Below are 12985 nucleotides of genomic sequence, written 5' to 3' on the forward strand. Positions count from 1 at the left end.
TGCCCTCCGCCGGGCCGCCCCAAGGAGGGCACGCCCCCTCGGGGGGCAGTGAACGAATGTGAACGTGGGGGTCATTGGTTCCCTGCGACGATGGACATGACGGCCATACGCACCGCGATGCCGAAGGTGACCTGCGGCAGGATCACGCTCTGCGCGCCGTCGACCACGGCGGAGTCGATCTCCACGCCGCGGTTGATCGGGCCCGGGTGCATGACGATGGCGTCGGGCTTCGCGAGCAGCAGCTTCTCGGGCGTGAGGCCGAAGCTGCGGAAGTATTCCTGGCTCGACGGCAGCAGCGCACCGCTCATGCGCTCGTTCTGCAGACGCAGCATGATGACCACGTCGGCGCCGCGGATGCCGTCCTCCAGGTTGTGGAACACGCGCACGCCCATCTGCGACAGGTCGCCCGGCACCAGCGTGCGCGGGCCGACGACGCGCACCTCGGCCGTGCCGAGGGTGGTGAGCGCATGGATGTCGGAGCGGGCCACGCGCGAATGCAGCACATCGCCCACGATCGCCACCGTGAGGTTGCTGAAGTCCTTCTTGTAGTGGCGGATCGTGTACACGTCGAGCAGCCCCTGCGTGGGATGCGCGTGGCGCCCGTCGCCGGCGTTGACCACGTGCACATGCGGCGCCACGTGCTGCGCGATCAGGTAGGGCGCGCCCGACTCGCTGTGGCGCACGACGAAGATGTCGGCGGCCATCGCGCTCAGGTTGGCGATGGTGTCCAGCAGCGACTCGCCCTTGCTGGCCGAGGAGCGCGCGATGTCGAGGTTGATCACGTCGGCCGACAGCCGCTTGGCCGCGATCTCGAACGTGGTGCGGGTGCGGGTGCTGTTCTCGCAGAACAGGTTGAACACGCTTTTTCCCCGCAGCAGCGGCACCTTCTTGACCTCGCGGTCGTTGACGCTCACGAAGTTGGCCGCCGTGTCGAGGATCTGCGTGAGCGTCTCGCGCGGCAGTCCCTCGGTAGAGAGCAGATGGATCAGCTCGCCATGGGCATTGAGCTGGGGATTTCGTCGAGCCATGGTGTCGTCGTTGTCAGAGGCTTTCGATGTGGAAGCTGAAGACACCGGCCTCGGTGCGCGCCAGCGCGAGCTGCTGCGCGGCCGGCAGTGCCACGCGCGCGGCGGCGAAGTCGGCGGCGACAGGCAGCTCGCGCCCGCCGCGGTCCACCAGCACCGCGAGGCGCACGCGCTGCGGGCGGCCGTAGTCGTACAGTTCGTTGAGCACGGCGCGGATGGTGCGGCCGGTGTAGAGCACGTCGTCGAGCAGCAGGATGTCGGCGCCCTCGACGTCGAACGGCAGCTGCGTCTGCGCCGCGGCCGCCAGGCCGCGCTGGGCGAAGTCGTCGCGGTGCATGGACGACGAGACGACGCCGTGCGGGCCGTCGCGGCCCAGGTCGCGCTGCAGTCGCTCGGCCAGCCAGGCGCCGCCGGAGGTGATGCCGGCGAGCTGCGTGGCCGGCTCCAGCAGGCTGCGCACGCCGCGCAGCAGCTCGCCGTACAGGGCCTCGGCATCGAGGGTGAGAGTGCTCATTCAGGAAGACTCCTCAGGAACTGGTCCAGGATGATGGCGGCAGAAGCCGCGTCGGCATCGCGTGCGCCCGCGGACAGCGCCTCGGTCGTGCTGTAGCGCTCGTCCACCTCGAACACCGGCAGGCCGAAGCGCCCGCGCAGCTGGCGGGCGAAGCGCCGGGCGCGTGCGGTGTTCTCGTGCGGTGCGCCGTCCGGGTGGAAGGGCACGCCGACGACCAGCGCGTCGGGCGACCATTCGCGGATGCGCGCGGCCACTTCGGCAAAGCGCGCGTCCTGCCCTTCGGCGCGGATGGTGCGCTGCGGCGTGGCCTGTCCGAGGAAGCGGCTGCCGCTGGCGACGCCGGTGCGCTTGGCGCCGAAGTCGAAAGCCAGGAAGGACTGCAGATTCGCCGGCACGGCGGGCACCGGTGCGGCATCGCCGCTCACGGGCCTACCCCTCGTTGCATGGCTGTGCTCATGCGTGCCCCGCCTCGGACAGCAGCATCCAGGGCTGCAGGCCCAGCAGCGACAGGGCGCGCTCGTAGCGCTCGCCCACGGGCGTGTCGAAGATGACCGAGAGGTCGGCGCCGACGGTGAGCCAGCTGTTCTCGGCGATCTCGGATTCGAGCTGGCCTTCGCCCCACGACGCATAGCCCAGCGTGACCAGCACACGGCGCGGGCCGGCGCCGGTGGCGATGGCTTCGAGCACGTCCTTCGACGTGGTCATCTCCAGCAGGCCGCCTGGCACGGCCATGGTGGAGGCGTAGGCGGGCTCGTTCTCGGGCGGGTCGGCCTCGCCCTCTTCCAGCACGATGCCGGCTTCGCCCTCGGCGGATGCGGCGCGCACCGACATCGGCTCATGCAGCACGAAGCCGCGCTCGGTCTGCACCGGGCCGCCCTGCAGCACGGGCGCGTCGGTTAGGTCATCGCGGCGCAGCGACAGATCGACCTTGTCGAACAGGTGCCGCATGTTGATCTCGCTGGGTTTGTTGATCATGAGCCCGAGCGCGCCCCTTTCGCTGTGCTCGCACAGGTAGATCACGCTGCGGGCGAAGGTCTCGTCGCGCAGACCCGGCATGGCGATGAGGAAGTGGTGGGTCAGGTTGAAAGACGAGGGGGCGGAATCGGCGGCCATAGCCCTCGATTTTATGACACCCCCCACGACGGCTCCGTCCGCCCCGCCTCCGATGCTCATGTGGTTCCGCCGGGACCTGCGGGTGGCCGACAACGCGGCGCTGTACCACGCGCTGCGAGCGGCCGGGGCGAGCGGGGGCGCGGTGCACTGCGCCTTCGTGCTGGACACGGCCATCCTCGATGCATTGCCGCGCAGCGGCCGGCGCGCCGCATGCGGGGCTGATCGTGCGACACGGCGCGGCCGCCGAAGTTATCCCGAAGCTAGCGCGCGAACTCGGCGTGGCGGCGGTGTTCGCCAACAACGGCGGCTGGCAGTGGGCGGCCAGCGGGCTTGAGGTTGGCGTCCTCCAGCACCTGTCGATGCGCTGCACGCGTCGCAGGTGGCGCGCAGCGCCATGGATCAACGACACGTCCGTTGCGGGAGTCCTTGCCTGCTTCGATGATGGCATACTCCGCGCCGATTTCCGCCGGAGGAGGAGCGCGTGGCACCGTCTGCCCTTGCTGCGGAGTCATGCCCGGCTCGCGGCGCAAGCCCGGAGCTTCGGCCCGTGCCGCCTCGCCTTGACCGGCCCTTTTTCTTCCGCCCCGCGCATGCCGCTCGACACCGAACCGCTCTTCCCCGTATCTGTGGAACCCGATGCCTGGCGGCACTTTCCGCGCGCCATGCGCCGCTGGAGTATCGGCCTGCTGCTGGACCGCGTGGCCAAGCCCTTGGACCGCTGGCGCGCCTGTGTCCGCAATACGCTGGGCACTGCGCCTTACCGCCGCGATCCGGCTGCGACGATCCTCGCCGACGGCCAGGGCTGCGTCGTGGCCGTCGGCGATTTCCGGGGCAGGACCGGGCTCAGCCGGGCAGCGCAATACGAAAGCAACAAGCTGCGGCTGCGCCATCCCGGCCTGATTCTGCTGGACCTGTCACGGCAGCCGGACGGCTCCGCTGCGGTGAGCGCGCGCGATCTGCCGCTACCGGTGTCATGCATCTACCTCTTGTGCGAGCCGCAGCGCATACGGCGTGCGCTGCGCATGTTTCGCCCGGAGCAGTTGGCCGGCGCGCGCCGCATCGGCCTGTGGGCCTGGGAAAACGAGGTATTCCCGCGCGCTTGGCATTTCGCGCTGAAGCTGGTGGACGAGGTGTGGACGCCGTCGGCTTTTTCTAGCCTCGCGATCCGTTCGGCTTCGCCGTTGACGGTCAAGGTGGTTCCCCATAACGTGGCCGTCGACCGGAACGTCGCAGCGGCCCGGCGGGCAGACTTCGGCGTGCCGGAGCGCGCCTTTCTGGGCCTGGCCATTATGGACATCCGGGCTTGCCCGGAGCGCAAGAATCCCTGGGCGCATGTGGCCGCTTGGCAGAAGGCCTTCGGCTTCAGCGCGGACCATGTGCTGCTGATGAAGGTGCGCTGCTCGGACAGGACACGCATCGTGGAGCGGGAGTTGGAAGAAATGATCGGCCAGGCCGGCAACATCCGCTTGATCTGCCGGGACTTCACCGATGCGGAGCAACTGGCCTTCCAGCGCATGGCCGACGTCTACCTGTCGCTGCACCGGGCAGAGGCCTACGGGCTCAATATCCACGAGTTCCTGGAACTCGGTACGCCGGTGGTCGCCACCCACTGGTCCGCCAACGCCGAGTATGGCCCCGCCTACCGGCACTACCACGGCGTGAAAGCCTCGTTGGTGCCCTATGAGGACTGGATGCGCCACTTTTCCGACCGCCGCTTCCATTGGGCCGATGCCGACACCGATCATGCGGCGCGACTGCTGCGGCAGGTGACGCACGACAAGGTGCGGGAGCCGGGGCAAACCGCGAGCCACCCCGCGGCGGCCTTCGCGGCTGCAGCGGCGGGGTGACCTCCGCGCCACCGCGGCACAGGAAGGATGGACACCGCCGGCAGCACGTCTCGGCGCACAAGGCGGGCAGCCGGGGTTCAGCCTGCAGCCGCCTCCGCCCCCTCCACCTGCTCGCTCGCATACCGCCGCACTAGCCCCAGCAGTTCCTCCTCGGAATACGGCTTGCCCAGGTAGTGGTTCACGCCGAGCGACAGCGCATGCTCCCGGTGCTTCGCGGCGATGCGCGAGGTGATCATCACCACCGGCAGGTCGGCCAGCGCCGCGTCGGCCCGGATGTTGCGCACCAGGTCGAAGCCGTCCATGCGCGGCATTTCGATGTCCGACAGCACCAGTGTCGGCCGCTCTTCCTGCAAACGCTCCAGCGCCTGCAGGCCATCGGCCGCGAGCGCCACGCGATAGCCTGCGCGCAGCAGCAGCCGCTGGGTCACGCGGCGCACGGTGATGGAATCGTCCACCACCAGCACCAGCGGCACCCGCGGCGCGCCATCGGCAGCCGCAGCAGCGGGCGCCTCGGCCTGCGCCGGCGCCGCCAGCGCGGCGGCGGTGCGCTCGCGGGCCTGGTCGCCGTAGACCGTCGCCAGGGCCACCGGGTTGTAGATCAGCACCACCGCGCCCGAGGGCAGCATCGACATGCCGGCCAGCCCCGGCAGCCGCGCGAGCTGCGGGCCCAGGTTCTTGACCACGACTTCCTGGTTGCCCAGCACTTCGTCCACGTGCAGCGCGATGCGCTGCGCCGCGCTGCGCAGGATCACCACCGGCCGCGTGCGGCCGCCGGCGGCGTCGGTGCTGCGCGGCGTGGATTCGAGCAGCGCGCCGGCCCAATGAAACGGTAGCGTGTCACCGTCGATGCCGTCGTCGTCCAGCACGCCGCTGCGGTAGGCCGCCTCCAGCGCATCGACCGGCACCCGGCGCACGATCTCCACGAGCCCGGCCGGCACGCCGAAGGACAGCGGCCCGGCGCGCAGCAGTACGACCTGGGTGACGGCCGTGGTCAGCGGCAGCACCAGATTGAAGCGGGTGAACCTGCCGGGCTGCGTGGCCGTCTCGATGCGCCCGCCCAGCGCCTGCACCTCGGAACGCACCACGTCCATGCCGATGCCGCGGCCGGCCAGGCCGGTCACCTCGCTGGCGGTGGAGAAGCCGGAGCGGAACACGAGTTCGGCCGCCGCCGCGCCGTCGAGCGCGGGCGCGTCCGCTTCGAGCAGCCCCTGCGCGATGGCCTTGTCGCGGATGCGGGCCAGGTCCAAGCCGCCGCCGTCGTCCTCCAGCTGCACCGACACGTCGTTGCCTTCGTGGTGCAGCGCGATGGCGATGGTGCCGCCGGCAGGCTTGCCGGCCCCGGCGCGCGACCCGGGGCTTTCGATGCCTTGCACCACCGCGTTGCGCAGCAGGTGCTCGAAGACCGGCACCATGCGGTCGAGCACACCGCGGTCCAGCTCGGTCGTGCCGCCGGTGATGTCCAGGCGGATCTGTTTGCCGGCCTCCTTGGCCGCCTGGCGCACCACGGCGTAGAGCCGCTCGGCGATGGAGTCGAACTCCACCATGCGGGTGCGCAGCAGGTCGCGCTGCAGCGCGCGCGCCTGGCGTCCCTGGGCGATCAGGTCGTCCTCGGCCCCTTCCATGGAGCGCTGCAGGTTGCGCTGGATGGTGGCCACGTCGTTGACCGACTCGGCCATCATGCGGGTGAGCTCCTGGACCCGCGTGAAGCGGTCGAATTCCAGCGGGTCGAAGGCGGCCGCCTCCTTCTGCGCCTGCGCCAGGCGCGACTGCATCTGCGATTCGGCCTGCACCTCGATGTCGCGCAGCTGCTGGCGCAGGCGGTCGAGGTTGCCCGACAGGTCGGCCAGCGAACCGCGCATCTGGCCCAGGCGCGCTTCGAGGCGCGAGCGGCTGATCATCACCTCGCCGGCCTGGTTGACCAGCCGGTCGAGCAGCGGCGCACGCACGCGCACCAGCGCGCCGGGCGCGGCACGCGGCGCCGGTGCGGCGGCAGGCAGCGGCGCCAGCGGCGCGGCCGGCGGCACGTCGGACGACGCCGGGGCCGGCAGCGCATCGGACGCCTCGGCCTGCGCCGGCACGGCCGCGCCGGCGCGCAGTCCGTCGAACGTGGCGGCCAGCGCATCGAAGCGGCCGAGCAGGCCGGCCGCGTCGGCGTCCTGCAGATGCTGGCCGCCGCCGATCAGCTCGATCGCCGATTCGAGCCGGTGGGCCAGTTCGCCCAGGCGCAGCGCACCAGCCAGGCGGGCGCTGCCCTTGAGCGTGTGCAGGTTGCGCAGCGCCTCGCTGCGGGCGCTGGCGTTGTCGGGCCGCGCGGCCCACTGGCGTAGCGCGCCGCCGAGCTGCGGCAGCAGCTCCAGCGCCTCTTCCTCGAAGATCGGGAACAGGTCCGGATCGACCGCATCGGCCACGTCGGCGATGTCGTCGAACGCGCCGGCTGCTGCCAGCGCCAGGCCGGCATCGGGCGGCAGGGTCGGCGCCGCGGGTGCGGGGCTGCTGCGTGGCACCGCACGGAGCCGCTCCGCCGCCTCCCGGGCCGGAACGGGCGGCGGCCCGCCGGCAGGCACTTCGGTGGCGAGGATGGCGCGCAGTTCGGCCAGCACGCGCGCGCCCGGCTCCTTCAGGAAGCCGGCGGCGAACTGGTGCAGCAGGTGGCGGATGTCCTCGGCCGCGTCGACGAAGACGCCGGCCTGCCCGGGTGTGCCGCGGCCCTGCAGCTGCACGTGCTGCAGCGCATGCTCCAGCAGCCGGGCCAGGTTCGACAGGGCCTGGAAGCCGACGGTGGCCGAACTGCCGGCCAGCGAATGGGCCAGCGCGACGGCGGCGTCGGGCAGCGGCCGGTGGACTTCGAGCGCCCATTCGCCGACCTCTCCCGCCAGCCGGCGCGACCATTCGTCGGCCTCGGCCAGATAGACGTTGTAGAGCGGGATGCCGATGCGCAGCGGGCCGACGACCTTGGTGTGCTCGTCGGCCGGCCCGGCGTCGAATACTGGTTCGGCCGCGGGTTCCGGCCCGGGCGGCAGGTCCTCCTGCGACGACGCGGCTTCGAAGACCGCGGCCGCGGTTCCGGATTCGGGCTCCGCCGGCTCCGGCCGGGCCTCTGCGGCCGCCACTTCGATCGGCTCGGCGCCGGCGTCTGCCTCGAATGCAGGGGCCGCTTCGGGCGCGGGCCCGGCCTGCGCGTGCGCCGCGGATTGTGCCGCCGCCTGCTCCTGCGCCACCGCCGGGGTGTCGGCGACGATGTTGAAGCTGTCCCAGGCCGCCTGCAGCTCCGCGGAGAGCGACGGTTCCTGCAGCAGTTCCTGCGACCCTTCCTGCGCCACCAGCCCTGCCAGGTCGGCTATGTCGGTGGTGACGGATTCGTCGGCCGGCTGGGCGTCGGCCACGTCGTCACCGCCGCCGTCCGGAGCGACGGCCTGCGCGGCCTGCGCCGCCGCAGGCGCCGCGCCGCTGTCCCAGGCGAACTGCAGATCGGGCGCCAGCGCCGGCTCCTGCGGCGGCGGCAGTGTGCCGTCGGCCTCGCCGTCTTCCTGCGGCTCCAGGCCGAAGGCGGCGATGTCGGTGTCGGAGAACCCGGTGTCCCGCGCCTCGTCTTCGAGCAGGCGATCGAAGACCGGCTCGGCGAGCGCGTCGGCCGGCGGCGCTTCGGCGGCCGGCTGCAGCACGTCGAACGAGGTCTCGCGCAGGGCCGCGGCGAACGCGGCGAAATCGACCTCCTCGGCCTCGACGGCGGCCGGCGTGTCGGAAGGCCGTTCGCTCGCCAGAATCGGCGGCACTTCGGATACTGTGGGGGGAATATCCTCAGAGCGCGCGTCGTGCTGTCGCCTGGACGCAATACTCCCGGGGATTTCAAGCGGGACGACTTCGCCACGCAGGCGCAGCGCATCGGCCGCGGCGCGGAACGGCGCGGCCTTCCAGTCGGCGTCATCGTCCGCGGCGATGGCCTCGACCCAGCGGCCGAAGCCGCCGAGCGATGCGCGCGACAGCGCGAGCAGCGCCGGCTCGACGGCCTTCTGCTCGGCCAGCCAGGCGTTGAGCAGCTGCTCCAGCGCCCAGGCGGCCTCGCCGAACTCGTGAAGCCCGACCATGCGCGAGCTGCCCTTGAGCGTGTGGAAGGCGCGGCGCAGCGTGGTCTGCCGGCTCAGGTCGCCGGGGGCCGCGGCGAGCACGTCGAGCGCCTCGCCGCCGTGGCCGAGCACCTCGCGCGCCTCTTCGAGGAAGACGTCGCGCAGGTCGTCCTCGTCGACCGGCTCGGGCGCGGCGGCGGGCGGCGGTGCAAGCTCGACCGGTTCGGCCGGCGGCTCGACCAGGGCCTGCGCCTCGGGTACGGCGGACAGCGCGGCCGGCAGCGCCGCGCGCTCTTCGACGTGGAACACCGCCTCCTCGCGGCTGTCGCCGGCGCGCGGGCGCTGGCGGCCCATGAGGGTGCGCAGTTCGCCGGCATCCTCGTCGTAGACGAACAGCTTGCGCGCCAGCGTGGGCTGGTAGCTCAGCATGTCGATCAGGAAACCGAGCGCGCCGATGCTGTTGCCCAGCCGCTCGAACACCTGACCGCGCGCGGCCTCCTCGGCCGGCTCGCCGGCCAGCAGGCGGTCGACCGTCCCGCGCATGCGGCTCGCCGCATGCTGCGCCTGGTCCAGCCCCAGCACCGACAGCACGCCGCGCATGCGCGAGAGGTGGTCCGGCACCGGCACCAGCAGGCCGCGGTCCCCGGGATGGCGGAAGAATTCGTCGAGCGACTTCTCGGCCTCGGCCAGCGTGGCGCGCAGCTCGTCGACCACGCTGCCCAGGGTCTGGCTGTCGCTCACGCGGCGGTAGAGCTCCTCCATCCAGCTCTCCAGCGGCTCGGCGGCGCCGCCGGCGCGCACGTGGTCGAGCCGGCGGGCCAGCTGCGCGGCGCGCTCGCCGACGCCCTCCTCGCCGGCGCCGAGTTCCTTGAATGCGGCCTGCAGGTAGAGCACGGCCGTGGCGACCTCCATCGCCAGCGCGGGCGGCGGCGCCTCGCCGCTGAGCAGCGTGGAGTCGGCCGCGCGGTCGAGCGCGTCGGCCAGGGCCGCGGCCTGCGGCTGCAGGCGCCGCAGCGACTCGCCGACCAGGCTGAACTGGTCGGACGCGGGCTTGAGCTTGGCCAGGTCGCCGCCGGCCAGGGCCGACCAGGTTTCGGTGGCGGTGCCGATGCGCTTGCGCGCCTGGGCCAGCGCCTGCGGATCGAAGCGGCCGAAGCGCGGCGTGGCGTAGTCGACCGGGCGGTGGCGCGCCAGGCCGTAGGCATCGCGCACCGCGGCCAGCAGGAGCGCCTCGCCCGGCGCCGCGGGCTGGGCCTGGGCACAGAAGAACAGCAGGTCCTGCAGCAGCCGGTCGGCGATGGTGAGTTCGCCCTTGGCGAGCGACGCGTACTGCAGCAGCACGCGCGATGCCGCCCGCTTGGCGTAGACGTCCGGCCCGATCAGGCCGTGCGCCAGGCCGTCGAAGAAGCCGGCCGCGATCTTCCAGAAGGTGCGCGGCGCACGTTCGGACTGGCCGTTGGCCAGGCCGGCCGCCATCCCGGCGATGGCGCGCGCCGCCGCCGGATCGGCCGATTTGATGAACTGCAGCACGGCCTGGTCGAGGCGCGCGCGCACCGGCGTGCCGTAGGTCAGCGGTGCGACGGCTTCGCCGCAGGCCGCGGCAGCCGGCTCGCGCAGGCGGCGCTCCACCGGCCACAGGTCGGCCGGATGCACCCGGTCGCCGCCGGCGATGGCCTGCACGTCCTTGTACTGGGGGAACAGCGCGACCGCGCTGACCGGCTTGCCGGCGAGCACAGCTTCGAGGTATTCGACGAGCGCGAAGCTCGCGCGCTCCAGCGCGTCGGCCGCGGCGTCGGTGCACAGCTCGGGCCGCTGCACGAAGCGCTGCACGGCCGTCTCCATGGCACGCAGCACCAGCGCGGGCGACTCGTGGCCGACCATCTGGAGCGCGCCGCCGGCCTGGTGCAGCTGCTGGCGGGCCACGCGCAGCTGGCTCGCGTCGAGCGTGGCCAGCTCCGATCCGCGGGCCGACTCGGCATCGCGCACGAAGCGGCGCAGCGACTTGACCGCGCTGTCGAGCGACTTGCGCAGTTCGCCCTGCACCCAGGCCAGCGGCCCGAGGTCATGCTCGCCGCCCTGGCCGGCACCGGCGTCGGGTTCGTGAACGGCGTCGGAAATCGGCATCGGGGCGTCCGGTGGAGATCAGGAGATTTTGAACCGGGCCACGGATTGGCGCAGTTCCTCGGCCATGTGCGACAGCTCGCGCACCTGCTGGGCCGTGGTGCGCGTGCCCTCGCCGGTCTGCTCGGTCACGGCGAAGATGTGCTGGATGTTGTCGGCCACGCCGTTGGCCAGTTCGGCCGCGCGCGAGGTGGAGCTGGAGATCTGCTCGATCAGCTCGGCCAGGCGGCGCGACACGCGGTCGATCTCGGAGAGCGCCGTGCCGGCCGAGTCGGACAGCCGGGCCCCTTCGACCACGCCCTGGGTGGAGCGCTCCATGGCGGCCACGGCATCCTGCGTGTCGGTCTGGATGGCCTTCACCAGCGCCGAGATCGGGCGCGTGGCGTCGGCCGAGCGTTCGGCCAGCCGCTGCACTTCCTCGGCCACGACCGAGAAGCCTCGGCCGGCCTCGCCGGCCGAGGCGGCCTGGATGGCGGCGTTGAGGGCCAGCACGTTGGTCTGCTCGGTGATGTCGGAAATCAGCTCGGTGATTTCGCCGATCTCCTGCGACGACTCGCCCAGGCGCTTGATCCGCTTGGAAGTGTCCTGGATCTGGTCGCGGATGGCATTCATGCCGCCGATGGCGTTCTGCACGGCCTGGAGGCCGGAGTCGGCGGCCTGGAGCGACTGGCGCGCCACCGCGGCCGATTCCTGCGCCTGGCTGGACACGCCGTTGATGCGCGAGGCCATGTCGAGCACCGAGCGGCCGGTCTCGCGGATCTCGCGCAGCTGCTCGGTCGAGGCGGCCAGCAGCTCGGTGGAGGTGCTGTCCACCAGCGCCGTGGTCTGGGCCACGCGGTCCACCGTGTTCTGCACGCTGCCCACGAGCAGGCGCAGTTCCTCGACCGTGTAGTTCACCGAGTCGGCGATGGCGCCGGTGATGTCCTCGGTCACCGTGGCTTCCTGGGTCAGGTCGCCTTCGGCGACGTTCTGCAGCTCGTTCATCAGCCGCAGAATGGCCGCCTGGTTGGCGTCGTTGACGCGCTTGGCCTCCTGGCCCTGGAGCTGGGCTTCGCGCTGCTGCGCCTCGGCCGCGACCTGCCGGGCACGGCTGTCGAGCAGCTGCACGCGCGCGATGCCGATGCCGCAGAGCACGACGAAGAGCGCCGGCACGGCCAGCGCCAGCACCGAGGCCACGCCCAGGCCGCTTTCGGCCGACAGGCGGCCCTGGAGGTCCTGCAGCTGCCGGCGCAGCGGCTCGCTGTCGGCCAGGATGGCGGCCTGCGCCTCGCGGGCCGACACCAGGCCCTGCAGGTTGCCCAGGATGGCGCCGGCCTGCACGCGGGTCTCCTCGTACACCTTGATCAGCGACGCGAGCTGCTCGCGCGTCTGCGCATCGCGCGTCGCGGCCAGGCGCAGCTCGGCGCTGCCGTCGAGCAGGCCCTGGGCGATTTCCTTGAAGGAGTTCAGGTCCTTGCCGAGCAGGAAGACGGCCTCCGGGCTCACGCCCTCGGTGGTCTGGAATTCGTTGGCCGACTTGCCGATGCGCTGGGTCAGCATCACGAGCTGGCCGGCGGCCGAGATCTCGCCGGCCGGCGCGTTCTGCTGGAGCTTGAGCGAGGAGACGGTCTCGGCGATCTCCAGCAGGTCGGACGACTGGCGGTTGATGGTGCGCAGCGCATCGCCCACCTGGGTCAGCACCTTCTGCTGGCCGATCACCACGGCGGCGCTGCGTTCGGCGCGCTCCACCAGCGGCGTGATCGCGCCGAGCGGCTCCGCATAGGCGCGGCCCAGCGCCGCCACACCGGACTCGGCATCGCCCTGGTTGAGGCCGCGCACCGAGCGCGCGAGCACGCCCGAGCTGTCGACCACGTCGGGGAAGGCCTGCGGGTTGCCGACCAGCGCCTGCGACACCGCCTTGGCCAGGCGCTGCGACTGCATCAGCGCCTGGCCGGTGGCGGTCAGCTGCAGGCCGACCTTGTCGGTCTGGCGCAGCACCCAGAAGGCCAGCACGCCCAATACCACGAGGCCCACGGCCAGCGCCGCGACGAGCACGCGCTGGTGGCGCTCGGTCGTGCCGCGGCCGAGCAGCGGGAAGTCGATCAGGTCGCCCGCGCCTTCGGCGGATGCCGCGGCCGCCGGCTCGACGACGCGGCTCTCGCCGTAGCCCTGCACGCTGGCCAGTTCGTCGGGCTGGGCCGAATGCGCGAGGTCGAGGTCGGTCGACAGGCGCAGGGCGGCATCGCCCGCCGAGGACAGGGATGCTGCGGCCGGGCGGCGCTGGAAGATCTTGCCCAGATGGTCAACGACGGACATGGTTCA

7 protein-coding genes and 1 pseudogene are annotated in these 12985 nt (G+C 72.1%); 2 read left to right on the top strand and 6 right to left on the bottom strand.

Going from position 1 to position 12985, the window contains the following annotated elements; genetic code table 11:
- Positions 1-71 precede the first annotated feature (71 nt).
- Genes GAK38_RS02130 through GAK38_RS02145 form a run of 4 tightly spaced genes read right to left on the bottom strand, consistent with a single transcriptional unit; the run spans position 72 to position 2652 of the window.
- A complete protein-coding gene (locus tag GAK38_RS02130; RefSeq protein ID WP_325341035.1) occupies positions 72-1028 on the bottom strand; it encodes an aspartate carbamoyltransferase catalytic subunit in 957 nt (318 codons plus the stop codon).
- 13 nt (positions 1029-1041) lie between these two features.
- On the bottom strand, positions 1042-1539 hold the full coding sequence (gene pyrR / locus GAK38_RS02135) for a bifunctional pyr operon transcriptional regulator/uracil phosphoribosyltransferase PyrR (RefSeq protein ID WP_325341036.1): 498 nt from the start codon (positions 1537-1539) through the stop codon (positions 1042-1044).
- Positions 1536-1964 carry a Holliday junction resolvase RuvX gene (gene ruvX / locus GAK38_RS02140; RefSeq protein WP_325341038.1) on the bottom strand — a complete coding sequence of 143 codons (429 nt, stop codon included), beginning with the start codon at positions 1962-1964 and terminating at the stop codon, positions 1536-1538. Before ruvX ends, pyrR begins: the two co-directional genes overlap by 4 nt.
- A gap of 28 nt (positions 1965-1992) precedes the next feature.
- Entirely contained in the window at positions 1993-2652 is a 660-nt protein-coding gene (locus GAK38_RS02145; RefSeq protein ID WP_325341040.1) for a YqgE/AlgH family protein, read from the bottom strand.
- Positions 2653-2710: 58 nt separating this feature from the next.
- On the opposite strand from GAK38_RS02145, the pseudogene GAK38_RS23805 reads away from it, so the two are divergent.
- Together GAK38_RS23805 and GAK38_RS23810 are read left to right on the top strand one after the other, a co-directional pair.
- Positions 2711-2776, top strand: a pseudogene (locus tag GAK38_RS23805) (deoxyribodipyrimidine photo-lyase); the annotation flags it as partial.
- A gap of 55 nt (positions 2777-2831) precedes the next feature.
- A complete protein-coding gene (locus tag GAK38_RS23810) occupies positions 2832-4499 on the top strand; it encodes a hypothetical protein (RefSeq protein WP_443089146.1) in 1668 nt (555 codons plus the stop codon).
- 77 nt (positions 4500-4576) lie between these two features.
- On the opposite strand, the gene GAK38_RS02155 is transcribed toward GAK38_RS23810, so the two are convergent.
- Together GAK38_RS02155 and GAK38_RS02160 are read right to left on the bottom strand one after the other, a co-directional pair.
- Complete coding sequence (locus GAK38_RS02155; RefSeq protein ID WP_325341042.1) at positions 4577-10687, bottom strand: Hpt domain-containing protein; 6111 nt, start codon at positions 10685-10687, stop codon at positions 4577-4579.
- 18 nt (positions 10688-10705) lie between these two features.
- The gene (locus GAK38_RS02160) at positions 10706-12979 is read right to left on the bottom strand and encodes a methyl-accepting chemotaxis protein (protein ID WP_325341044.1); all 2274 of its coding nucleotides are present in this window, start codon (positions 12977-12979) and stop codon (positions 10706-10708) included.
- Between the last annotated feature and the right edge of the window lie 6 nt (positions 12980-12985).

Source organism: Xylophilus sp. (genome assembly GCA_009914555.1).
Taxonomy (GTDB): Bacteria; Pseudomonadota; Gammaproteobacteria; order Burkholderiales; family Burkholderiaceae_C; genus WNDY01.